Source organism: Massiliimalia timonensis, assembly GCF_900186585.1.
In the GTDB taxonomy this organism is placed as follows: Bacteria; Bacillota; Clostridia; order Oscillospirales; family Ruminococcaceae; genus Massiliimalia; species Massiliimalia timonensis.
On the sequence record NZ_FYDD01000003.1, the window covers coordinates 368,797 to 390,993 of the forward strand.

At 47.1% G+C, this 22,197-nt stretch carries 22 protein-coding genes and 1 other annotated feature; of the genes, 19 read left to right on the top strand and 3 right to left on the bottom strand.

Annotated elements, in window-relative coordinates; all coding sequences use genetic code 11:
* The 18 genes from CIB36_RS03750 to CIB36_RS03835 all read left to right on the top strand — a co-directional run bounded on the left by CIB36_RS03750 (position 1) and on the right by CIB36_RS03835 (position 19,071).
* Positions 1 to 216 (top strand): exodeoxyribonuclease VII small subunit, encoded by a 216-nt coding sequence (locus CIB36_RS03750; protein WP_093988262.1) that lies wholly within the window; start codon positions 1 to 3, stop codon positions 214 to 216.
* Entirely contained in the window at positions 203 to 1,090 is an 888-nt protein-coding gene (locus tag CIB36_RS03755; protein WP_093988263.1) for a polyprenyl synthetase family protein, read from the top strand. Before CIB36_RS03750 ends, CIB36_RS03755 begins: the two co-directional genes overlap by 14 nt.
* 31 nt (positions 1,091 to 1,121) lie before the next feature.
* Entirely contained in the window at positions 1,122 to 1,583 is a 462-nt protein-coding gene (locus CIB36_RS03760; protein ID WP_093988264.1) for a divergent PAP2 family protein, read from the top strand.
* Between the two features lie 33 nt (positions 1,584 to 1,616).
* Positions 1,617 to 3,488: a 1-deoxy-D-xylulose-5-phosphate synthase gene (dxs, locus tag CIB36_RS03765; protein WP_093988265.1), complete on the top strand. Its 1,872-nt coding sequence runs from the start codon at positions 1,617 to 1,619 to the stop codon at positions 3,486 to 3,488.
* Entirely contained in the window at positions 3,463 to 4,278 is an 816-nt protein-coding gene (locus CIB36_RS03770; protein WP_178085680.1) for a TlyA family RNA methyltransferase, read from the top strand. Before dxs ends, CIB36_RS03770 begins: the two co-directional genes overlap by 26 nt.
* Positions 4,279 to 4,299: 21 nt before the next feature.
* Positions 4,300 to 5,160, top strand: coding sequence for an NAD(+)/NADH kinase (locus tag CIB36_RS03775; protein ID WP_093988266.1), 861 nt, complete (start codon positions 4,300 to 4,302; stop codon positions 5,158 to 5,160).
* A 14-nt stretch (positions 5,161 to 5,174) separates the two neighbouring features.
* The gene (gene argR, locus CIB36_RS03780) at positions 5,175 to 5,630 is read left to right on the top strand and encodes an arginine repressor (RefSeq protein WP_093988973.1); all 456 of its coding nucleotides are present in this window, start codon (positions 5,175 to 5,177) and stop codon (positions 5,628 to 5,630) included.
* 11 nt (positions 5,631 to 5,641) lie between these two features.
* Complete coding sequence (gene recN / locus CIB36_RS03785; RefSeq protein WP_093988267.1) at positions 5,642 to 7,321, top strand: DNA repair protein RecN; 1,680 nt, start codon at positions 5,642 to 5,644, stop codon at positions 7,319 to 7,321.
* A 36-nt stretch (positions 7,322 to 7,357) separates the two neighbouring features.
* Positions 7,358 to 7,601: a binding site (T-box leader), on the top strand.
* 79 nt (positions 7,602 to 7,680) lie between these two features.
* Positions 7,681 to 8,907, top strand: a complete 1,227-nt coding sequence (gene tyrS, locus CIB36_RS03795) for a tyrosine--tRNA ligase (RefSeq protein WP_093988269.1) — start codon at positions 7,681 to 7,683, stop codon at positions 8,905 to 8,907.
* 296 nt (positions 8,908 to 9,203) lie between these two features.
* Positions 9,204 to 9,986: an ABC transporter permease gene (locus CIB36_RS03800; RefSeq protein WP_093988270.1), complete on the top strand. Its 783-nt coding sequence runs from the start codon at positions 9,204 to 9,206 to the stop codon at positions 9,984 to 9,986.
* Entirely contained in the window at positions 9,986 to 10,714 is a 729-nt protein-coding gene (locus CIB36_RS03805) for an ABC transporter ATP-binding protein (RefSeq protein ID WP_093988271.1), read from the top strand. The genes CIB36_RS03800 and CIB36_RS03805 overlap by 1 nt, the downstream gene beginning before the upstream one ends.
* A gap of 20 nt (positions 10,715 to 10,734) precedes the next feature.
* Complete coding sequence (gene aepY, locus CIB36_RS03810; RefSeq protein ID WP_093988272.1) at positions 10,735 to 11,862, top strand: phosphonopyruvate decarboxylase; 1,128 nt, start codon at positions 10,735 to 10,737, stop codon at positions 11,860 to 11,862.
* Between the two features lie 6 nt (positions 11,863 to 11,868).
* Entirely contained in the window at positions 11,869 to 12,588 is a 720-nt protein-coding gene (locus CIB36_RS13405) for a phosphocholine cytidylyltransferase family protein (RefSeq protein WP_203226425.1), read from the top strand.
* Between the two features lie 12 nt (positions 12,589 to 12,600).
* Positions 12,601 to 13,899: a phosphoenolpyruvate mutase gene (aepX, locus tag CIB36_RS13410; RefSeq protein WP_187536172.1), complete on the top strand. Its 1,299-nt coding sequence runs from the start codon at positions 12,601 to 12,603 to the stop codon at positions 13,897 to 13,899.
* Between the two features lie 14 nt (positions 13,900 to 13,913).
* On the top strand, positions 13,914 to 15,560 hold the full coding sequence (locus tag CIB36_RS03820) for a LicD family protein (protein WP_093988273.1): 1,647 nt from the start codon (positions 13,914 to 13,916) through the stop codon (positions 15,558 to 15,560).
* A 74-nt stretch (positions 15,561 to 15,634) separates the two neighbouring features.
* Complete coding sequence (locus tag CIB36_RS03825; RefSeq protein ID WP_158662572.1) at positions 15,635 to 16,855, top strand: phosphonoacetaldehyde reductase; 1,221 nt, start codon at positions 15,635 to 15,637, stop codon at positions 16,853 to 16,855.
* The gene (locus CIB36_RS03830; RefSeq protein ID WP_093988275.1) at positions 16,852 to 17,676 is read left to right on the top strand and encodes a LicD family protein; all 825 of its coding nucleotides are present in this window, start codon (positions 16,852 to 16,854) and stop codon (positions 17,674 to 17,676) included. Before CIB36_RS03825 ends, CIB36_RS03830 begins: the two co-directional genes overlap by 4 nt.
* 315 nt (positions 17,677 to 17,991) lie before the next feature.
* Complete coding sequence (locus CIB36_RS03835) at positions 17,992 to 19,071, top strand: glycoside hydrolase family 25 protein (protein ID WP_093988276.1); 1,080 nt, start codon at positions 17,992 to 17,994, stop codon at positions 19,069 to 19,071.
* Positions 19,072 to 19,116: 45 nt separating this feature from the next.
* Here the strand turns inward: CIB36_RS03835 and CIB36_RS03840 are convergent, their stop codons facing one another.
* The 3 genes from CIB36_RS03840 to CIB36_RS03850 form a co-directional block, all read right to left on the bottom strand.
* Positions 19,117 to 19,782, bottom strand: a complete 666-nt coding sequence (locus tag CIB36_RS03840; RefSeq protein WP_093988277.1) for a manganese catalase family protein — start codon at positions 19,780 to 19,782, stop codon at positions 19,117 to 19,119.
* 140 nt (positions 19,783 to 19,922) lie between these two features.
* The gene (locus CIB36_RS03845) at positions 19,923 to 20,426 is read right to left on the bottom strand and encodes an OB-fold protein (RefSeq protein ID WP_093988278.1); all 504 of its coding nucleotides are present in this window, start codon (positions 20,424 to 20,426) and stop codon (positions 19,923 to 19,925) included.
* A gap of 126 nt (positions 20,427 to 20,552) precedes the next feature.
* Positions 20,553 to 21,656, bottom strand: a complete 1,104-nt coding sequence (locus CIB36_RS03850; protein WP_158662573.1) for a serine/threonine-protein kinase — start codon at positions 21,654 to 21,656, stop codon at positions 20,553 to 20,555.
* Between the two features lie 93 nt (positions 21,657 to 21,749).
* Here CIB36_RS03850 and CIB36_RS03855 point away from each other — a divergent pair, with 93 nt between their 5' ends.
* The gene (locus CIB36_RS03855; protein WP_093988280.1) at positions 21,750 to 22,172 is read left to right on the top strand and encodes a hypothetical protein; all 423 of its coding nucleotides are present in this window, start codon (positions 21,750 to 21,752) and stop codon (positions 22,170 to 22,172) included.
* Positions 22,173 to 22,197 lie beyond the last annotated feature (25 nt).

Genomic DNA, 22,197 nt, shown 5'->3' on the forward strand with positions numbered 1-22,197 from the left:
ATGGCTGGAAAGAAAAAACAGCCCGGCTTTGAAGAAGCCGCGGCGGAATTGGAACAGATCATTGCAAAGATGGAGCAGGGCGATTTAAGCCTGGAAGAATCTTTGAAGCTATATGAGCAGGGCGTGTCCCTGACAAGAATTTGCGCAAAGGAATTGCAGACGGCGCAGCTGAAAATGGAAGAACTGAAAGCAGGAAAAAAAGATGAAACAGTATGAGCAGAAAATGGAGGCATATCTTACCCTGATCAACCGGGCGCTTTCCGAAGCGCTTCCGCTGGCTGATGCTTCCTATGATTCGGTGATCGAGGCGATGCGTTATTCGGTGATGAATGCGGGGAAACGTATCCGTCCCGTTTTAACGCTGGAGTTTTGCCGTGTGCTTGGCGGGGAGGTCGCGCTTGCCCTGCCGTTTGCCTGTGGGGTTGAGATGATCCACTGCTATTCTTTGATCCACGACGATCTGCCCTGTATGGACGATGATGACCTGCGCCGTGGGAAACCGTCCTGTCACAAGCAGTTTGGCGAGGCGACGGCTCTGCTTGCCGGGGACGCGCTTTTGACCAAGGCGTTTGAAGTGATGTCCCATTCCGAACTGGGGAAAAAAGACCCCGCGGCGGCGTTACAGGCGATCCGGCAGATGGCTTATTTTGCCGGAGATGCGGGCATGGTAGGCGGTCAGGTGATCGACCTTGCCATCGAGGGGAAAAAGGTTTCTCCACAGCTTTTGCAGCAGATGCACCGGATGAAGACCAGCGCGATCATCAAAGCGGCCTGCAAAATGGGCGTGATCTGCGCTGGCGGCACGGAAGAAGACCTTTTGAAAGCGGAACAATATGGGGACAATCTGGGCCTTGCTTTTCAGATTGTAGATGATATTTTGGATTTGACTGCTGATGAATCGGAACTGGGCAAACCGGTGAACAGCGATTTAGAAAATGAGAAGGTAACCTTTATTACCCTGTTTGGCATGGAACAGGCGGAACAGATGGCGCAGGAGTATACAAATAACGCGCTTGAGGTTGCGAAAAGTCTCCCGGATGGAGGTTTTTTGGAGGAATTAATCCAGGCGCTGCTTGTCAGAAGGAAATAGGACTGGCCTATGTTTAGAAAGGGGCAACTCCATGAATCAGATTTTGAAATTAATTGATGATTTTTTTCATAATTATGTACTGATGGTCGCTTTGATCTCTTGGGCTGCTGCACAGCTCATTAAGGTGATCTTGGTCTTGATAGAAACAAAAGAAGTAAAGTGGGAACGGATGATCGGCTCGGGCGGGATGCCCAGTTCCCACTCTTCCACAGTGTGTAGCGTAGTTGTGGCGCTAGCAAAGTGTTATGGGGTTTCCTCACCTGTATTTGCAGTGGCATTTGTGCTGGCTGCAATTGTCATGCATGACGCAATGGGCGTACGGCTGGAAGCCGGAAAGCATGCGAGGATCATTAACGTCCTGATGAAGAAAATGAAGATCGAAGACATTGATCAGGAAAAGGATTTGAAAGAGCTGCTGGGCCACACTACCCGTCAGGTTTTGGGAGGCGGCCTGTTAGGCGTGATCATTGCATTGGTGATCCCTGTCTTTTAAGACATGGAAATTTGAGTAAGGTGATAAGGAATCATGGAACACAGAATACTGGACATCATCCATTCCCCGCGGGATTTGGATCGGCTGTCAGAATCTGATTTACAGCTTCTTGCCAAAGAGATCCGGGAATTTTTAATAAAATCTATTTCTAAGACAGGGGGACATCTGTCTTCAAATCTGGGAGTCGTAGAGCTGACCTTGGCGATCCACCGGATTTTTCGGTCGCCGTATGATAAGATCATCTGGGATGTTGGGCATCAAAGCTATGTGCATAAGATCCTGACCGGGCGGAAAGAACGGTTTGATACCCTGCGTCAGGAGGATGGGCTGTGCGGCTTTCCCAAACCGAAGGAGAGCATTCACGACGCATTTATTGGGGGGCACAGCTCCACTTCGATCTCCGCAGGCTATGGAATGGCAAAAGCGATGTCTTTAAAAGGCGACAGCCATCATGTGGTCGCCGTGATCGGCGACGGCTCCTATACTGGGGGAATGGTATACGAGGCAATGAACAATGCCGGCCAGAGTAAAAATAACCTGATCGTCATTTTAAATCAGAATAATATGTCTATCTCCAAAAATGTGGGGGCTTTTGCAAAATACCTGACTTCGATCCGGATGAAGCAGGGATACCATGATTTTAAAAAGAGCGTTGAAAAGACGCTGGACCATACGCCGATTATCGGCAAACATTTGAAAAATTCGATCCGTTCTTCCAAATCTGTCCTGAAGAATGTGCTGTATAACTCCACCTTTTTTGAAAAGATGGGCTTTTCCTATCTTGGCCCGGTAGACGGGCACGATCTGCCCACCCTGATGGAGGCACTTGCTACCGCTAAAATGATGGAAGGGCCGGTGCTGGTGCATGTGGATACCACCAAGGGAAAAGGATACTGCTATGCGGAGGAAAATCCGGGAGCTTACCATGGAATCAGTTGTTTTGATGTGGAAACCGGGAATCCGGACGTTGCCGCGCAGGACAGCTACTCCAATGTGTTTGGCAGGGCGCTGTCCCGGTTTGCGGGGACCGACCAGAGCATTTGTGCGATCACGGCAGCTATGAAATACGGGACGGGATTGCAGCATTTTGCTTCCCGGTACCGTTCCCGTTTTTTTGATGTGGGGATTGCTGAACAGCACGCTGTGACGTTTGCATGCGGGCTGGCAAGCCAAGGAATGAAACCTGTTTTTGCAGTGTATTCCTCCTTTTTGCAGCGGGGATATGACCAGATCATCCATGACGCTTCCATTGAGCCGCAGCATATTGTGCTGGGGATCGACCGGGCGGGGATTGTTGGGGATGACGGAGAAACGCATCAGGGTGTGTTTGACGTTTCGTTTTTGAGCACGATCCCAAACATTACCATTTATTCTCCCGAAAGCTATGCAGAGCTGGAAATGAGCCTGCAAAAGGCGCTTTATGACCATGATGGCGTGGTAGCGGTGCGCTACCCAAGAGGATCGGAAAAGATCTCTCATCGGCTTGTCTGCAAAGATAAAGGGAATTTGGTGTTTGAAAAGAAACCCGGTAAAACACTGGTGATTACTTATGGAAGGCTGACCGAGCAGGTCTGCCGCGCGGCGGAAGACCTGCCGAATGTATCTGTGATGAAGCTGATCCGGATCACGCCGCTGCCGGAACAAGCGCTGCAAACCGCGATGGAGTATGAACAGATCTTCTTCTTTGAAGAGGGGATGAAAAACGGCGGGATCGGCCAGCAGATGATGTGTAAACTCTATGAACAGGGATTTCAAGGCCGTTTTCAGGTGACTGCAATAGAAGGAGAATTTATCCGCCAAGGCGCGGTGGAAAAGGTGTTTTGCAGATACGGGCTGGACGCGGCTTCCATCCGTGAAACGATAGAATGTGGGGGAAACTGTGAGCGGGAAAATCAAAAAAATTAGATTGGACGTTGCATTAACAGAACAGGGTTTTGCACCCAGCCGGGAAAAGGCAAAGGCGCTGATCATGTCCGGTATTGTGTTCGTAGACGGTGAAAAATGCGATAAGGCCGGCGATATGATGAAAGAGGACGCGCAGATCGAGGTGCGGGGCAGCGGGTTAAAATATGTGAGCCGGGGCGGCTTGAAGCTTGAAAAGGCAATGGAGCTTTACGGCTTTGCACTGGATAAAAAGGTGTGTATGGATATTGGGGCTTCTACCGGGGGATTCACCGATTGCATGCTCCAAAACGGCGCTGCTAGGGTTTACGCGATCGACGTGGGGTACGGGCAGCTTGCCTGGAGCTTGCGCACAAATCCCAGCGTTGTGAATCTGGAACGGACAAATATCCGCTATATTACCGAAGAGCAGGTGCCGGAGCAGATTGATTTTGCTTCGATCGACGTTTCGTTTATCTCTTTAACGCTAGTATTGCCGGTGCTGTATCGTTTTCTGAAAGATGGGGGAGAATGCGTTTGTTTGGTGAAACCCCAGTTTGAAGCCGGAAAAGGAAAAGTTGGGAAAAAGGGCGTGGTGCGGGAGCCGGAGATCCACCGGGAAGTGTGCCAAAAGATCTATCGTTTCTGCACCGAGCATGGTTTTTGTGTAAAAGCGATGACCTTTTCCCCGATCAAAGGTCCGGAAGGGAATATTGAATACTTATTTTATCTTCAAAAATCAACTTCTGCTGTTTCGGCAGAAGAGGAAGAAATTGATGAAGTGGTGAAAAAATCTCACGAGGTTCTGTCTTGAGGCGGGAGAGTGGAGCGATTGATGAAAAACATAATGGTGATGGCGAATTTCAGCCGAAGCAACGCCTTATCCTGTACGGAAAATGTGTGTACGTGCCTTTATGAATTAGGCGTCGCTATTTTGATGCCTGATACGGCAAAGGAAAACTACGACCGTGGTTTTGTGGAATATGCGCCTTTTTATAAGGCTTTGGAGCGTGCAGACGCCCTGGTCGCGATCGGGGGGGACGGCACTATTTTACACGCGGCTAAGCACGCGGTGGAATATGAAAAGCCGGTGTTCGGTGTAAATGCCGGCAGGCTTGGGTTTTTAGCCAGCTTGGAACAAAACGAATTGTCCGCGTTAAAAAAACTGGCGGTCGGCGAGTACCGGATTCAAAGCAGGATGATGCTGCGGGTACGGCATTGCCACAGGGGGAATGTGACGGAATATCAAGCGCTGAATGATGTGGTCATCTCAAAGGGCGCGGTGTCCCGGGTCATTGATCTGGATGTTTTTTGCATGGGTCGGTTTGTCAGCTCTTACCGTGCGGACGGGATCATTCTATCCACGCCTACCGGCTCCACGGCTTATTCCCTGAGCGCGGGCGGGCCGATCATTGAGCCGAATATGAACTGCATCACCTTGACCCCGATCTCTCCGCATTCGCTGTTTGACCGTCCGATCGTGTTTGCCGATAATAACCGCCTGACGATCCGTCCGGGGGAAAATAATGACACGGATATTTATTTTACGGTAGATGGGGAACTGGCGATCGAAATTGAACAAGGCGACGAGCTGATCGTGGAAAAAAGCGCGACCTCTGTTTCGCTGATCGACTTATCGGAAAAGCCGTTTTATGAAGTGTTGCATGAAAAATTCTTGACCAGAGCAAAATCTTAGTTGGAGGAATGGATGTGAAAGAAAGCAGGCACCAGAAAATTCTGGAGATCATCCGGAATGAAGAAATTTACACGCAGGAAGGAATATTGGAAAAGCTGCGGGAAGCTGGGTTTTCGGTGACGCAGGCCACTGTTTCGCGGGACATCAAAAAGCTGAATCTAATTAAGGTGATGACCCCGTCCGGGAAATATAAGTATATCTGCCATACGGAGCATACGCAGTCTGCCAGTCCGGTAAAATACCAGTCTGTTTTTGCAGACGCGATCCGGGAAGTGGACAGCGCCATGAACATTGTGGTGATCAAATGCCACGTAGGATTTGCAAACGCTGCCTGCGCCGCGCTGGATACCATGAATCTGGAGGGGATCGTCGGAACCATTGCAGGGGATGACACCATTTTTGCCTTGATGCGCTCCCCAACACAGGCGGAATATGTCGTGGAAACGATCCGGGAACTGATTAACAGGTAGGTGGCTAGCTTATGCTCAAAGAGCTTTATATTGAAAATCTGGCAGTGATCGAGCAGATGTGCCTTTTGTTTTCGGAAGGCTTTACTGTGTTTACCGGGGAAACCGGCGCAGGGAAATCTATTTTGATCGACGCAATCAACCTGATTTTGGGACAGCGGGCCAATAAAGAAATCGTGCGTACCGGCGCTCAAAAGGCGGTTGTTACGGCTGTTATTTCCAATGTGCCGGAAGAAGCAGAGAGAAAGCTTGCAGAATATGGGTATGAAAGCGAGCAGGGGGAACTTTTGGTTTCCCGGGAGATCCATGCGGACGGAAAAGGCTCTGCCCGCCTGATGGGGCGGCCGGTCACGGTGTCCATTTTGCGGGAGCTGGGGGCAATGCTCATCAATATCCACGGGCAGCACGACAACCAGGTCCTATTAAACAGCGAAAACCATCTGGATATTTTGGATCTTTATGCCGGGACGGGGGAACTGTTTACCCGGTATCAGGAAGAATACAAAAAATATACCTCGCTGAAAAACGAGTGGCGGAAGGTAAGCATGGACGAGGCGGAGAAAGCCCGGCGGCTGGATCTGCTGCGTTACCAAATTGCGGAAATTTCAGAAATTTCCCCTAAAGAGGGGGAAGAAGAGGCTTTGGAAGAAAAGCTTCAGATGATCCGCCATTCCGCGAAGATCGTGGAGCAGCTTTCCGGGGCATATAACCTGCTTTTTGGTTCAGACGAAGAAAGCGGCGCCTGCGACCTGCTGCGGCAGAGCGCGGATTCTTTGGAAGAGGCGGGAGAATACCACCGCGCTGTGGAGGAGATTGCCGAACAGCTGCGCAATGTCCAGTATGAGGCGGAAGACGCTGCGGAAAAGGTGTCCCGTTTTCTGGAACGGTTTGAGTTCGATCCCAACGAACTGGATGGGCTGGAACAGCGCTTGGATGAACTGCGTCAGCTGAAACGGAAATACGGCACTACGATCGGCGAGGTGCTGGAATTTTACAAAAAGGCTGAAACCGAGCTTTCACAGATCGAATTATCGGAAGAACGGCGCCAGGAACTGACTGGGGAGCTGGAAATACAGAAAAAACGGGTCATGACAGAGGGGAACGCGCTTTCCAAAGCACGCCATGAGGCGGCCCGGCAGTTTGTGGAACGCATTTCTGAACAGCTTGTCTTTTTGGATATGCCCAACGTATCCATGAAGGTGCAGATCGAAAAGGCGAAGTACGGCGCGCGTGGATGCGACGCGGTGGAATTTTTGTTTTCCACCAACCGCGGCGAGGAACTGCGCCCGCTTGGAAAGATCGCGTCGGGCGGGGAGTTGAGCCGAATCATGCTGGCGATCAAAAGCGTGCTGGCTCAAAAAGATTCGATCGACACGCTGATTTTTGATGAGATCGATACCGGCGTCAGCGGGAAGTCCTCCCAGAAGATCGGCTTAAAGCTGCGGGAGGCGGCGCAGCACCGGCAGGTGCTGTGCGTGACCCATTCGGCGCAGGTAGCGGCGTTGGCGCAAAACCATTTCCTGATCCGGAAAGAAACCGAAGGAGAACGCACCTTTACCCGAGTAAGCGCCCTTTCCGAACAGGAACGAATAGAAGAGATCGCCCGGATCATCGGCACAGATCAGATCAGTGAATTGACCCTGCAAAATGCCAAAGAAATGGTGGAACGGGGAAAAAATCCGGTTTTTAGTTGACAGAATCTTTTTTTTGTGATATGTTGTACCTATAGTAAAAAAGCGGTGAAGAGAACAAGTAGTCCTTTCCTAAGGCTTTCAGAGAGTACCCGGGTGGTGAAAGGGTACAGCAAGGGACTGGATGAATACCTCTCGGAGCTACAAGGTGGAACGGGAAATTTCCCTAGTAGACAAGTCGGGTCCGCCCGTTAAAGCGGCAGGGGCATCGAAAGCGTGCCCGGCGAGCGGCCGTCTGGTTTGGCGGCAACAGAGGTGGTACCGCGGATCTTCCGCCCTCTATCCCATATTTGGGGATAGAGGGCTTTTTTATTTGCTCAATGGAAAGTGTGAAAATGGTAAAGCAAGAAAGGAAGTTATGTATGACTGTATTTGAAGAACTCAAACGCCGTGGCCTGATCGCTCAGGCGACCCATCTGGACAAGATCGAAGAATTATTTAATAACGAAAAGGTGACCTTTTATGTTGGCTTTGACGCGACAGCGGACAGCCTTCATGTTGGGCATTTTTTGCAGCTGGTGGTAATGTCGCGCCTCCAAAAAGCCGGGCACCGTCCCATCGCGTTGCTGGGCACCGGAACGACCATGATCGGCGACCCGACCGGGAAAAGCGATATGCGCAAGATGCTTACCCCCGAAGAGATCAACCATAACGCAGAATGCTTTAAGCGCCAGATGTCCCGCTTCGTGGATTTTGAAGACGGGAAAGCCTTGATGGTGCAGAACGGCGACTGGCTGCTGAAGTTCAACTATATGGAATTTTTGCGGGAAGTGGGGATCCATTTCTCCGTCAATAAGATGCTGACCGCGGAATGTTTCAAATCCCGGATGGAACGCGGATTGAGCTTTTTGGAATTCAACTACATGCTGCTCCAAAGCTATGACTTTCTGCACCTCTACCGTACGCTGGGCTGTAAGCTGGAGCTGGGCGGCGACGACCAGTGGTCAAACATCATCAATGGGGTTGATCTGGTGCGCCGCGTAGAAGGCGAGGAAGTATACGGTATGACCTTTACCCTGCTGACTACCCGGGAAGGGAAGAAGATGGGAAAAACGGAGAAGGGAGCTTTGTGGCTCGATCCGGAAAAGACATCTCCTTATGAGTTCTTCCAATACTGGAGAAACGTCAATGACGGCGATGTTATCAACTGCATGAAGCTGCTGACTTTTGTGCCGATCGAAGAGATCGAGGCCAAAGAACATTTGACCGGAAGCGAGCTCAATCCAGTCAAGGAACAGCTTGCCTTTGAACTGACCAAGATGGTACACGGGGAAGAGGAAGCCCAAAAGGCGTTGGAAGCTTCCCGGGCGCTCTTTACCTCGAAGGGAAATACCGACGATATGCCGACAACTGAACTTGGCGACGGAGATTTGACGGATGGAACGATCGGGATCCTGGATCTGATGGTGAAAACCAAGCTTTGCCCATCGAAAGGGGAGGCGCGCCGGCTTGTTCAGCAGGGAGGCGTGGCAGTCAATGACGAAAAGGTCTCAGACCCGACCCGGAATATTTCCAAAGATGATTTTAAAGACGGTTCCCTGATCATCAAAAAAGGGAAAAAGGTCTATCATAAGGTCGTACTCCGCTAAAATGGAGCAGATACAGAAAAACTTCCTGCCTCATACAGGCAGGAAGTTTTTCCATAAAAAGCGGTTTATTAAGAGATTTGAAGTCCGATTGTATTTGTATAAAATACAAATTTCGGGGGATACTGATACCAGTCCTGTGGACATGTGACAAATTTCCTGAACAAATTGTAAATCACCATTGCCTTTATTTGACAAACAGGGAAAAAAAGTGTATCATTTAGGATGCTCAACTATGATTATGAACAGGCTTTGACGGCTTGGATACTGTCAGTTTCAAAAATAATAGGGGTATTATCATGAATCGTTTTTTTAAAGACTTACATAAATACAAGAATTATACTATTTATGCCTCAAAGTCGGACTTAAAATCAGAAGTAGCCGGTTCTTACCTTAACTGGTTATGGTGGATTTTAGATCCGATTTGTTTTATGCTGATTTATACGTTGATTTTTGGAGTGATTTTTAAAGCGGCCGAGCTCTACTTCCCCATATTTATCTTTATTGGGTTGACAATGTGGAACTTCTTTAACCGATTGATGCTTTCTAGTATTAAAATTGTAAAGAACAACAAAGCTATCGTTTCTAAGGTATACCTGCCCAAGCATATTCTGTTGATTGAAAAAATGGGAGTAGAAGCCTTTAAGATGGGAATCTCATTTTTGATCGTTATTATCATGATGATCTTTTACCGGGTACCTGTCACATGGAACGTTCTTTGTCTTGTACCGATCTTAATTACGTTTTTTGTGATCAGCTTTGGCTTTTCTACGTTCCTGCTTCATTTCGGCGTATTTGTACAGGATCTTCGTAATGTTGTACAGATCGGACTGCGGCTCGTCTTTTATATGACTGGTATTTTTTATAATTTAGAAACAAGGATTCCGGCACCGTACAGCGATTATCTGGAAAAGCTCAATCCAGTTGCCTTTTTAATGACCTCTATGCGTAAGGCGCTGCTTTATCAGGAAACGGTGGACTGGCTTTGGCTTGGTATTTGGTTTGTTGTAGGGATTTTGATATGTATGTTAGGGATTCATACCATCTATAAAAATGAAAACAGCTATGTTAAGGTGATATAATGAGTGAATGTGCGATTGAAGTAAAAAATCTTTGTGTCAATTACCGGGGATTGCAGAAATATTCGATTCGCCGCAATTTTTTTACCTTTAAGCGGAAAAAGGTGGAGATGTTTGAAGCGGTTAAAAATGTATCCTTTACCGTGGAAAAGGGGGAGATCCTTGGGATCGTGGGACGGAATGGTTCGGGAAAATCCACCTTATTAAAGACCCTTGCGGGTATCTTTTCACCGGATTCCGGAACGATCGATACAAAGGGAAATTCTGTTTCTCTGCTGTCGATTGGCGTTGGCTTTCAAAGGGAGATGACTGGGCGGGAAAACATTATGCTTTCTGGGATGCTGTTGGGATTTGACGAGGCATTTATCCGTCAAAAGGAAGCAGAAATCATCGAATTTTCAGAGCTTGGAAAGTTTATTGATATGCCGGTCAAGTCTTATTCCAGCGGGATGTACTCTAAACTGGCCTTTTCGATTACTGCAATTTTAGAAACAGATATTATGATGATCGACGAGGTGCTCAGTGTTGGGGACGCCAAGTTTAAAAAGAAAAGTTATGCGAAAATGAAGTCGCTCATCAATGATCAGAACCGCACGGTATTGATCGTTTCCCACAGCAGTGATACACTGAGAAAGCTGTGTACCAGTATTTTATGGCTTCATGACGGCGAAGTACGAAAAATTGGAAAGGCCTCTGAAGTTTTAGCAGAATACGAAGAGTTCATGAAATAAAGGGATTGGAAGGGTTAGAAATGAAAATTACAGATTTTATGACAGAAGTTCAAAAACTGGGGATCGATTATTACACCGGGGTTCCGGATTCTCAGTTAAAAGCACTCTGCGATCATTTGATGGACCGTTTTGGGATCTGCGAAAACCATGTTGTTGCGGCAAATGAAGGCGCCGCGACAGGATTGGCTGCAGGACATTTTCTGGCTACAGGAAAACCAGCTATGGTTTATATGCAGAACAGTGGGATCGGCAATGCTGTCAACCCGATCTGTTCTTTGCTGAATGATAAAGTTTATGCGATTCCAGTACTGTTCGTAGTGGGATGGAGAGGAGAGCCGGGCGTCCATGACGAACCGCAGCATATCTTCCAGGGAGAAGTGACCTGCGAGATGCTTTCCTGTCTGGATATTGCGCATTTTGTATTGACCCCCGAAACAACAGAGGAAGAATTCAAAAGCGCTATGGACGAAGCTGCGAAGACCTTTGCTTCAGGAAAATGCTATGCGGTTGTTGTGAAAAAGGGCGCTTTGAAAAACGATAAGAAGATGGTCTATGAAAATGACTATCCAATGAGCCGGGAGGATGTAGTAAAGCTGATCATCAGTCAGGCAAAACCAGATGATATTTTTGTTTCCACCACCGGGAAGCTTTCCAGAGAATTGTTTGAAGCAAGAGAAGCACGCGGTGAAGGGCATGAAAAGGATTTCCTGACAGTTGGCTCCATGGGTCACAGTTCTATGATCGCGTTGGGGATCGCTCAGCAGAAAAAGGACCGCAGGGTATTTTGTTTAGACGGTGATGGCGCGGCGTTGATGCACATGGGAAGCATGGCGGTGCTTGGCGCCAACGAGCCGAAAAACTTGTACCATGTCGTCATCAACAATGGCGCGCATGAAACGGTTGGCGGAGTTCCTACCGTGTCTGCAAGCATTGATCTGCCGGCTGCCGCCAAGGCATTTGGGTATAAGCAGGCCTTTACCGCGCAGAATGAGCAGGAGATCTTAGAAGCCCTTTCTCATTGCGGGGAAGAGGGCCCGATTTTGATCGAGATCCACACCAACTTGTTTTCTCGCGCGGACCTTGGAAGACCGACCACGACGCCGATCCAAAATAAAGAAGCCTTTATGGGCTTTGTTGCGGGGGAATAAAGACGAATGAAAGCTTTAATTTTAAATTCCGGTTTGGGAAAACGGATGGGGGAGTTGACGGCTTCCCGTCCTAAGTGTATGGTTGAAATCGTGCCGGGAGTTTCTACAGTGGATCTGCAGATCGAAAAGTTGTTAAAATGCGGGATCAGCGATATCATTATGACGACTGGGCCGTTTTCCGAACTTCTGGAAGGCCATTTAACAGAACGCTTTCCACAGGCAAGGTTTACATTTGTGAACAACCCGATTTACGATAAGACCAACTATATTTATTCTATTTATTTAGCGAGAGAGGTTTTGAAGGATCAGGAGCTAGTTTCCATGCATGGGGACCTTGCCTTTGAAACAGACGTTTTGGAAACTGTGCTCCATAGTCAAACCAGTGTGATGACTGTGGACAGCATCTTGCCCCTGCCTGAGAAGGATTTTAAGGCGGTTTATGAAGGGGAGCGCGTGGTCAAAGTAGGAATAGAATTTTTTGACAGCGCTGTGGCGGCACAGCCTTTATACCATCTGACAAAAGAGGATTGGAACACATGGCTGGAGAATATCATCGCGTTCTGTGAAGTAGGGACAACTTCTGTATATGCGGAAAATGCTTTCAATGAGATCTCAGCCCAGTTAAATGTTAAGATGCTGGATTTAAAAGGAAAATTTTGTGCAGAGGTTGACAACCTGGAAGATTTGGAGCGATTCCGTTCACACTATGAATTGTTGAAAAAATAAGGAGAGATTGGCATGAAGAAAGTATATTTGAGTTTGAGCAGCGATGTGATCCATAATGGCCATATTAAGATCATTTCCCGTGCGGCAGAGCTTGGCGAATTGACCATAGGCGTTTTGACAGACGAAGCGATTGCGCGTTTTAAACGCTTTCCAACTGTCAGCTACGAAGAACGCTGTGAGCTGGTAAGCAGTTTAAAGGGCGTTTCGGCAGTTGTTCCGCAGGACAGTATTGATTATGAAAAGAATCTTTTGAAATATAAGCCTGATATCGTGGTACACGGTGATGACTGGGTGACTGGGACACAGGCGCCGGTTCGTGCGAAGGTGTTGAAAGTTTTGGAAAGCTACGGCGGGGAACTGGTAGAATTTCCTTATACCATCAATCCCATGGAGGATGCCATGGAAGCGGATGCAAGAAGGATCCTCTCTATGCCGGAACAACGGCGCAGCCGTTTGAAACAGCTTTTGAAGATGAAAAAGCCAGTTACTATTCTGGAAGCGCACAATGGTTTGACCGGCTTGATCGTTGAAAATACCAAGATCGAGAAAAACGGGGAAATCATCCAGTTTGATGGAATGTGGGTGTCCAGTCTGTGCGATTCCACTGCAAAGGGGAAACCGGATATCGAACTGGTAGACAATACTTCCCGTTTGAATACGATCGACCAGATCATGGAAGTGACCACCAAACCGATCATTCTGGATGGGGATTCCGGCGGATTGGTCGAACACTTTGTGTTCTTGGTGAAAACACTGGAAAGAATGGGCGTTTCCGCGGTTATTATCGAGGATAAAGAAGGCTTGAAGAAAAATTCCCTGTTTGGCACAGAGGTAAGCCAGACCCAGTGCAGCATTGAAACGATGTGTGAAAAAATTAAGGCTGGGAAAGAGGCATTGACTACTCAGGACTTTATGGTCATTGCCCGGATCGAAAGCTTGATCCTGGAACAGGGAATGGAAGATGCGATCGCCCGCGCCCGCGCCTATGTAAAAGCTGGGGCAGATGGGATCATGATCCACTCCCGTCAGAAATCTCCGGACGAGATCTTTGAATTCTGCCGTATTTTCCGCGAAAAGGATCAGGTTACTCCGCTGATCGTTGTTCCTACTACCTTTAATATGGTGACAGAAGCTGAATTTGCGGAACACGGTGTGAATATCGTAATCTATGCGAACCACCTGATCCGCAGCGCTTTTCCGGCAATGCAGCACACTGCTGAATTGATCCTGCAAAACGGCCGTTGCATGGAAGCGGATAAGGAAGTAATGCCGATCAAGCAGATCCTGACCCTGATCCCGGAAGCGAAATAAGGCAGGGAATTGATATGGAAGCGGACAAGCTAATGCTTGTACAGCAAACGTTGTTAGAACTGTTTTCTGAGGTAGACCGAATTTGCCGGGAAGAAGACATTCCGTATTTTATTATTGCAGGAACGGCACTGGGGGCAGTCCGCCACGGTGGCTTTATTCCCTGGGATGACGACTTTGACATCGGGATGAAACGGCAGGATTATGAACGCTTTTTGCAGATAGCGCCTGAAAAATTAGATTCTGCTTATTTTCTGCAAAATCACGATACTGATCCGGCCGCTCCGTTCTATTTTACCAAGCTTCGTAAAAATGGAACTAGGTTTGTAGAGGCTTATTTAAAAAAACTGCCGATGCATCATGGGATTGGGATGGACATTTTTCCGTTTGACCCGGTTCCCGCTGACCCGAAATCCCGGGAACAGTATTTTTCCCGTTGCGCTTTTTGGGATAAGGTGTATGTGTCGCGCTTTGTATCCGGGTCCAGTACTAGGCAAATCGGATTGTCCGGTTTGCTCAAACGGGCGGTGCGGAAGGGCTTGTATGTCGTGCTGCGCCCCTTTTCTAAAGGGTGGCTTTACCAACGGCTGGACCGGAGGATACAGGCTTTTCATGGGAAAGATACTGGGTATTTTTCCTATGCGTTGACCCCAAAATTATGCATGAAAACCCAGCAGATCACCTGTTTGGAAGAAATTGATTTTGCCGGGATATCTGCTAGATGTCCTAGCAACTTAAAACAGCATTTGACAGATTATTTCGGGGACTATATGGCATTGCCTCCGGAAGAGGAACGCAAAGGGCATGATCTCTCGGAACTAGAGGTATCGCAGCGGATGAAGGAATTATCGTTAGACGAATTAAAATTGGTGCAATTAAATATCCTGAAAGAATTTGCGAAGTTTTGTGACGAACACAGCCTGAGATATTATATCGTAGGCGGTACGCTTTTGGGCGCTGTCCGTCACGGGGGATTTATCCCGTGGGACGATGATATTGATGTTGCCATGCCGCGGCCAGACTATGACCGGCTTTTAGAGGTTTCGGGCGGGGAAATTTCCTCAGTTTATCGTGTCACGTCCGTAAAAAACTGTAAGGAACATTCCCGGCTTTTCATGAAAGTGGTAGACACCCGCACAACAGCTAAGCATTTTTATTATTCTGACCGTTATCAGATGAGCATTGGGATCGATGTGTTCCCGCTTGACGGAGTGCCGGCTGATACGAAAAAGCGGAAACGATATTTTAGAAAGCTTTTCATCCTGAAAAAGATGTTTTCCTATACGCAGACACAGCTGATGCGTGGAAGCACGAAGCTGCGGGCTCTTTTAAAAACATTGGCCGCACTGCCTTGCCGGTTGATTGGCAGGGAAAGGCTGTTTTTCATGGTGGAAAAAGAGGCTGCCAAATACCCGTTTGAACAGGCGGAGGAAATTGGCATCACCTTTGGGGTGTACGGCCCGAAGGAGATCGTGCGCAAGGAGGAATACCTGCCTTATCATGAACTGTCCTATGAAGGGATTACCGTTCATGCGCCGGAAAACTACGACCAGTACTTACGGCAGCTTTATGGAGATTATATGGAGCTGCCTCCAGAAGAAGACCGAAAACCAAACCATCCGTACACAGTTTGGTGGGAGGCCGAAGACGATATAATCGGATAAAATGATAGGAATGGAAAAGGCAGGGGCACTGCCTTTTCCTTTTTCTGAAAATGAACGTGTTAGGGGGAATTTATATGCAGACAATTCACCATGATAATCAGGTGATCGTATATGGCGCCGGAGCGATTAAAACGCTTTCTGATATGCTGAAAGAAATGGGGACGACCAAGGTCTTGGTCGTGTGTACCGATCCTTTCCAAAGCTTTTTTACAGAAAAAAGGCTGGATTTGGGAGTCCCGTATGTATTATTTGATGATTTTCAGCCCAACCCGCTTTATGAATCGGTGGCAGAAGGCGTCGATGTTTTAAGGCGGGAGCACTGTGACTGCATTTTGTCCATTGGGGGCGGCAGTTCTATTGACGTAGCAAAGTGCATCAATTTGTATGCTGTGCTGGACTCCGGCGAAAACTACCTGAAACAGGAATTAAAAGGCGTTGCAGTACCCCATTTATGTATTCCTACTACGGCTGGAACGGGCAGCGAATCTACCCGGTTTGCGGTCATTTATTACGAAGGGGAAAAACAGTCGATCAACAGTGTGGACTGTATCCCGGACCATGTGATCCTGGAACCAGAATTTTTGGTAACACTTCCCCTGTACCAGAAAAAAGCGACAGTCTTAGATGCGTTAGGACAGGCTGTAGAATCTTACTGGTCAGTCAATTCCAATGATACCAGCAAACAGTTTTCAAAAGAAGCGATCTCCTTGATCTTAAAGAACCTGAAGCGGTATCTGGAAAATGACCCGCAAGCGGCCGAGCCGATCGCCTTGGGAGCAAATTTGGCAGGGCGCGCGATCAATATCACCCAGACGACCGCGGCGCATGCAATGAGCTACAAAGTCACCTCCCTGTACCGGATGCCGCACGGTCATGCTGTGGCGGTCTGCTTAGTACCGGTTTGGGAATATCTGTTAAATCATTTGGAGGAATGCATCGACCCGCGCGGGGAGACATACTTAGCCGAGGCGGCGCAAGAGCTTCACTGCTATTTTCGGGTTCCAGATGGCAGGACGGCGCCGGAAGTGTTGCTGGATCTGCTTTGCTTTATGGGGATGCTTCCGACTGTGTACCTGTCCTCGGAAAGCGCTTTAGAAGAAAAAACAGTTACTCCGGAAGAAATGGACAAGCTGGTTTGTTCTGTCAATCCGGTGCGTTTAAAGAATTTCCCGATCCATCTGACGGAAGACAAGATCAAAGGCATTTACCAGCGAGTTTTCAAAAAGCTACCTGATGAACAGGTAAAGGCGAGGGCTGAAGCTGGAAAACGTTATTTGGAGGACTTTCAAGGATGAGCGAGATTCGTGAGCTTCAGGAATACGCTCTAGAAATTTTATTGGCTGTAGATCAGTTTTGCAACGAAAACCAGATCACGTATTATCTGGGAGAGGGAAGCCTGTTGGGAGCGATCCGGCATCACGGCTTTATTCCATGGGATGATGATATTGACTTGCTGATGCCGCGTACTGAATATGAACGTTTTATTGCACTTGTTCAGAAACAGGGGCTGCCCGATGGGTACGACTTGGACTGCTTTGAAACGAATCCCAATCACTGGACAATCGCTGCAAAGGTGCAGATGGTTAGACAGACCCGGTTTGTATCCTATAAAGTAGGAAAACTGGGGTTACATAATGGCCCAAGCATTGATATTTTTCCTTTGGATCAAGTGCCGGGAGATTTAGCTTATGTGTCAAGGCTAGATTGGAAGATCGCCCGGCTGCGGCGCATTTTGTGGAACAAGCTGGGCTATTCTAAACCGCAGAGAAGATTAAAATGGCATATTGCTAAGGGGCTGGGGTATTTTGTTTCTACTCGGCGCTTGCAAAAGCAGATTACAAACTTGATGAAGACCCATGCGGAAGATGAAAGCTGTGATTACTTGGTGAATTTCGGAAGCTTATATCCGGCTGAACGGCAGTTGGTACAGGCTGAAGTTTATGGCGAACCAAGGCTTGTAGAGTTTGAAGGCCGCTTACTGCCAGTCCCTGCGCAGGCAGAGGTACTATTATCCCGAATTTATAGTGACTATATGCAGCTCCCGCCAGAGGAACAACGGGTTCCAAAGCACAATTTTTCTGTTGTAGAAGACGGCGCTGCTAAGATATTAAAATAATAAGAAGCTATCGAATCATTTCGATAGCTTCTTATTATTTTAAATTGCTTTTCTTCTTTTTATGTGATAGTATGAACACAAAAATTGGAAAGGAGCATCGGGAGGGAAGGAAAAAGAGCCATGGCGATCGTATTCGTAGGATATTTGGGAGCTGCAGCCGTGGGCTTGCCATGCTGCTGGAACAGATATATAGAATAAAACAGGAGAAAAATGCCCTTGTCAGCAAAATGGCGTGAGATAACATATCATAAAATAGAACAGGCTGGACGAAAGTTCATCTGCTCTAAATTTTATCATTTATGAAAGGAACACGTTATGAGCACAAAGATCAAGGGGATAGATGTATCTACATTTCAAAAAAATGTGGATTTTCAAAAGGCAAAAAAGGATGGCGTTATTTTCGCAATGCTGCGCGCCGGCTTTGGCAGGTATGAAAAACAAAAGGATGAGATGTTTGAAACACATTATAAAAATGCAAAATCAGCGGGGGTAGCGGTGGGTGCTTACTGGTATTCCTATGCAAAGACTGTCGAGCAGGCAAAACAGGAGGCTGAAGTTTGCGCGAAGGTGCTCGAGGGAAAGCAGTTTGAATACCCGGTCTTTTTTGATATAGAAGATCCTTCCCAGACAGATTTGGGAAAGGCTCTGCTAACCGACCTGTGCGAAGCTTTCTGCGATGAGTTGGAGAAAAAAGGATATTATGTAGGGGTATACAGCAATAAAAACTGGTTTGTCAATTATCTGGATTATAAGACCCTGGCCAAAAAATATCAGATCTGGCTGGCGCAATATAACAATGAAGTAACTTTAGACGGGGAGATCCAGATGTGGCAATACACCTCAAAAGGAACGATCGAGGGTGCTGTTGGGAATATTGACATGAACTGGAGCTATGTTGATTATCCTGCTATTATCAAAAAAGGCGGATTCAACGGCTTTCAAAAAGAGGATGAAAAAGCAAAGGTGACTGTCACTTACCGGGTCCGTGCAAACGGAAAGTGGCTGCCAGAGGTGACAGACCTGAAAAGCTATGCAGGAAATAAGGGGCAGGCAATCACTGATCTTGCGGTCAAGGTAAGCAAAGGGTCGGTAAAATACCGTGTTCATACCAAAGGCCGCTGGTTAAACTGGATCACCGGATATGATATAAAAGATTTTTATAAAGGCTATGCTGGAAACGGTGAAGGTAATCCTGTGGATGCAGTTCAGGTTTATTTTTACACGCCGGATAGCATCCGTCCCCACCAACAAGCGTTTTACCGGGTGTCTGAATTGGGCAAAGAATATTTTGACTGGCAGGAGGATACCAGCCAAAAAGACGGTATGGATGGTTATGCCGGGAATGCAGATGGAACGGCGATCGACAGGATCCAGATTCAAATTAAATCCAGATAAAAGGATTCCCCTGAAAAATCAGGGGAATCCTTTTATCTGCGAATATTATTGAAAGGAAACGGGCTTGGATTTAACATTTTGAAGATCGGACTGCGGAGAAGGATTGGACATACTAAAATACATTTTTGCTGCTTTTGTGGTTCCAAAATCCCGGTTTGAACCCGTATCTTGAACCTTATTAAATGCTTCCCGGAACATGGCGTTATGAGCTTCTTCCCTGTTTAATAAAAAGTCGATGGTTTCCCGTACCTTTTTGTCACTGATCTGACGGTACAAATACTCGTAAACCACTTTGGCTCTTTGTTCGGAAGCGATGTTGGATAGCAGATCTGCACATAGATCACCAGTTACGGTTACATAGTCTCCGGTCCAGGAATATCCGGAAGCATTGATCAGCCCTGGGTTTAACCCTAGTAATACATGGGACTGGATCTCCCCGGCAGGGACCTGAGCGGCATCAACATCATGTCCATTTAACAGATTGATAGTTTGAGAAACCATTTCCAAATGGCTTAATTCTTCTGCTGCAATATCTAAAAACAGATCCTTGATCTCCGGATCCTTGATTCGGAAACTTTGCGACATATATTGCAGCGCTGCCTTTAATTCTCCGTTTGCACCGCCTAACTGCTCCTGAAGCAATGCCGCATACTGAGGGTTTGGCTGTTCGATCTCAACAGGGTGGAACAACTGTTTTTCATGTTTAAACATTTTAACACACTCCTTTCTTTACATAGTTTGTATGATTTTAGGAGGCTTATACTTTAAAATCATTGCTTTTTGTGTCTATGGTGCAATAGAAACAAAAAGCAATGCCATACAAAAATACGGCATTGCTCTTAACAAACGATTTATCCAACGATCTGGCATTTTTTAACCGATACACTGACGACCTCTCCTTCACAGGTTCCAGTAACAGTAACGGTATTCCCTTCTTTTAATTTGGCAAGGGAATCTTTTTGATCGTCTTCAAAATAGCACTGTACACCTAAAATAGCATATTCGTCATTTTCATCATTCAGCATGATATAAGCGCGGTCGGCAACGTCTACACCGATACTGGAAATGCTTCCAGTGATGGTTAAGGTTTTATCTTTGTATGTACTGTCTGCGGATACCTCATTTTCATCGTAGGCGGAGATCAGGTCGGCAGCTTTAACCTCGATTGGTTTTTCTTCCTCTGGGGTGTTTTCTTCCGAAGCAGTACTGGAAACAGACGCCTTGGAAGAGTCAGTTCCTTTATCGTCTCCACCGCTTGCCCCGGCGGCAGCGCCAATTACTCCGATGGCTACAATGATGATGAGCCAAAACCACCATTTTTTATAAATCGGTTTTTTTGTTTTTACTTGTTCCATATCTAAACAAACCTTCCTCTCATAATAGCTCCGCCGAAATATATTCTTTCTTCAAGCGGTTATTGCTATTATAACATGCACCACCGATTTTGTATTATGCTGTCAGCTTAATTTGATATTTTTTGATTAAACAGTGCTGGCTTGCAGAATTTCCAAAGCTTCCGGAGAATAAAACGTGTATGCTAAAATATTTAATAGGATAATCATAACGAGGAAGAGGAGGGAATACAGAAAAACACCCAGAACCTGCAGCGACTTGTTAGAGGAACGGAGCAAAGGAAGCCATTTCCAGATGTGCAGCAGGTTAAAGAGGATAATTGCAGGAAAGATCACAAGCTGGAGATAGACCAGTTTGGAAAGGAGATAATCCAGGGCGGTGATCTCATGGGGGTAACGGATCAGCAATATAACTGTTTCTAAGGCAAAAAATGTACCCAGTACAATTTTAAGAACTGTTTTCCAACCCTTGGGCTGGGCCGAGGAGGGATTATTTGGAGTCTGTGCAGGGACAGATTGCCGCTGCGCAGCCGGGGCGGATTTTAGAACGATCAGGCCGGCGCGTTCTAAATCGCTTATGATTTCCCGGGCGGCTCCATAACGGTTTGCCGGATCAAAGGCCGTGCACCGAAAAATAATTGGCGCTAGGGGATGCTGGGGGTCATCGCCGCATAATTCCCTGAGGACCACTCCTAAAGAATAGATGTCGGAACGGCTGTCGGTTTGGGAAAATCCGTATTGTTCCGGTGCGGCATATCCTTCTGTTCCCATATAAACGGTGTCTTTCTGCCTGTTTTGCTGGTACTGCCTGGCGGCGTCAAAGTCGATCAGTACGACACGGCCGTTATTTAACAGGATGTTGGCGGGTTTAATGTCGCGGTGGATGATCCCGCAGGAATGGATCGCTTCTAGTGCTTCACAAAGCTGCAACAGGACAGAAACAGTATCCTGCAGGGAAAATATACCGCCTCTTTCCAAATAGCTGGCCAGAGTTTCGCCATGGATGTATTCTTCGATAATGATCGTATCCTCTTGATCCTGTATTACCTCAAAAATTTGCGGCACATGAGGACTGGAAAGATGCTGAAGCGTTTGATAATATTCCGCTGTTGTATGGTACAAAACCCGGCACACAACGGTTTGAAGCGTCTGCTGGTTTTGCGCCAGAAACAGGGCACCTTTAAAGCTCTCATTAAGAGGAGAAAGGATTTGGTACCGTTCACTCCAATTCAAAGGAAAAGTCCCCCTTGCAAAAAAACTTTGTATAGGATAGTATATCATGGTAGACTTTTCAATAGCAAGTGTCTTTTTGCAGGAGGATATGATATGAATAAACGGACAGACGAATTGATGAAGATACTCAATACCGAAGAAACGCTGGAGGGCTATTGGACGGCAAACAAGGATGAACTGCTGGATTTTTCGCTGGAGGCATATCTGAATCAGCTTTTAGTTCAATATCAGGCCATGAAAAACGAGGTGGTATCCCGTTCTGGGCTAAATCAGATCTATGCCTATCAGATCTTTGCCGGGACCAAAAAGCCGTCGCGGGATAAGCTGATCGCACTGGTTTTCGGGTTTCCGCTTTGCCTGGAGGACGCACAGCGCCTGCTGCGTATCGGCGGGGTCAGCGAGCTTTACCCAAGGCTGAAGCGAGACAGTATCATCCTTTTCGGTCTGAAAAAGGAGCTTTCCATCCAAGAATTGGACGACCTGTTATTTGAAATGGGAGAAAAAACAATTTTGTAAAAATGACCTTGGGCTGACAGAAAAG

Excerpts from the sequence above, each read along its gene's own strand:
- CIB36_RS03750 (WP_093988262.1), top strand. The coding sequence starts at position 1 with ATGGCTGGAAAGAAAAAACAGCCCGGCTTTGAAGAAGCCGCGGCGGAA.
- CIB36_RS03755 (WP_093988263.1), top strand. The coding sequence starts at position 203 with ATGAAACAGTATGAGCAGAAAATGGAGGCATATCTTACCCTGATCAAC.
- CIB36_RS03760 (WP_093988264.1), top strand. The coding sequence starts at position 1,122 with ATGAATCAGATTTTGAAATTAATTGATGATTTTTTTCATAATTATGTA.
- dxs (WP_093988265.1), top strand. The coding sequence starts at position 1,617 with ATGGAACACAGAATACTGGACATCATCCATTCCCCGCGGGATTTGGAT.
- CIB36_RS03775 (WP_093988266.1), top strand. The coding sequence starts at position 4,300 with ATGAAAAACATAATGGTGATGGCGAATTTCAGCCGAAGCAACGCCTTA.
- recN (WP_093988267.1), top strand. The coding sequence starts at position 5,642 with ATGCTCAAAGAGCTTTATATTGAAAATCTGGCAGTGATCGAGCAGATG.
- tyrS (WP_093988269.1), top strand. The coding sequence starts at position 7,681 with ATGACTGTATTTGAAGAACTCAAACGCCGTGGCCTGATCGCTCAGGCG.
- CIB36_RS03800 (WP_093988270.1), top strand. The coding sequence starts at position 9,204 with ATGAATCGTTTTTTTAAAGACTTACATAAATACAAGAATTATACTATT.
- CIB36_RS03805 (WP_093988271.1), top strand. The coding sequence starts at position 9,986 with ATGAGTGAATGTGCGATTGAAGTAAAAAATCTTTGTGTCAATTACCGG.
- aepY (WP_093988272.1), top strand. The coding sequence starts at position 10,735 with ATGAAAATTACAGATTTTATGACAGAAGTTCAAAAACTGGGGATCGAT.
- CIB36_RS13405 (WP_203226425.1), top strand. The coding sequence starts at position 11,869 with ATGAAAGCTTTAATTTTAAATTCCGGTTTGGGAAAACGGATGGGGGAG.
- aepX (WP_187536172.1), top strand. The coding sequence starts at position 12,601 with ATGAAGAAAGTATATTTGAGTTTGAGCAGCGATGTGATCCATAATGGC.
- CIB36_RS03820 (WP_093988273.1), top strand. The coding sequence starts at position 13,914 with ATGGAAGCGGACAAGCTAATGCTTGTACAGCAAACGTTGTTAGAACTG.
- CIB36_RS03825 (WP_158662572.1), top strand. The coding sequence starts at position 15,635 with ATGCAGACAATTCACCATGATAATCAGGTGATCGTATATGGCGCCGGA.
- CIB36_RS03830 (WP_093988275.1), top strand. The coding sequence starts at position 16,852 with ATGAGCGAGATTCGTGAGCTTCAGGAATACGCTCTAGAAATTTTATTG.
- CIB36_RS03835 (WP_093988276.1), top strand. The coding sequence starts at position 17,992 with ATGAGCACAAAGATCAAGGGGATAGATGTATCTACATTTCAAAAAAAT.
- CIB36_RS03840 (WP_093988277.1), bottom strand. The coding sequence starts at position 19,782 with ATGTTTAAACATGAAAAACAGTTGTTCCACCCTGTTGAGATCGAACAG.
- CIB36_RS03845 (WP_093988278.1), bottom strand. The coding sequence starts at position 20,426 with ATGGAACAAGTAAAAACAAAAAAACCGATTTATAAAAAATGGTGGTTT.
- CIB36_RS03855 (WP_093988280.1), top strand. The coding sequence starts at position 21,750 with ATGAATAAACGGACAGACGAATTGATGAAGATACTCAATACCGAAGAA.